Consider the following 450-nt stretch of genomic DNA (forward strand, 5'->3'; position numbering starts at 1 on the left):
TGCTTGCTCCTCTTGCTCTCCCCAAAGCCCCGTTTATGTCTGCCCTGTTTAGCCCATTCGAGCTCAAAGGTGTCACTCTTAAGAATCGTATCGCGGTGCCGCCCATGTGCCAGTACAGTGCGGAGGACGGCCGTATCAACGATTGGCATCTCAGCCACTATGCCGCGCTTGCGCGCGGAGGCGCTGGGCTCGTGATTGTCGAGGCTACCGCCGTGTCTCCGGAAGGACGCATCACCCCGGGATGTGCTGGCCTGTGGGGTGATGAGCAAATTCCAGGAATGGCAGCCATCGCTTCTGCCATCAAGCAAGGCGGTGCCGTAGCTGGCATCCAGATCGGCCACGCAGGGCGCAAGGCTAGTGCAAATCGGCCATGGCAAGGCGATGACCACATCGCAGCCGATGATCCCGCAGGATGGGCGATCCTTGGTCCCTCGCCGATCGCCTTTGGCG

1 pseudogene is annotated in these 450 nt (G+C 61.1%); it reads left to right on the forward strand.

The annotated features are described in order from the left end of the window. Window positions 1-35: 35 nt before the first annotated feature. A pseudogene (locus VG561_RS21170) lies at window positions 36-450 on the forward strand (NADH:flavin oxidoreductase/NADH oxidase); the annotation flags it as partial.

Origin of the sequence: Stenotrophomonas sp. CASM110 (assembly GCF_049384345.1) — a bacterium.
Taxonomy (GTDB): domain Bacteria; phylum Pseudomonadota; class Gammaproteobacteria; order Xanthomonadales; family Xanthomonadaceae; genus Stenotrophomonas; species Stenotrophomonas muris.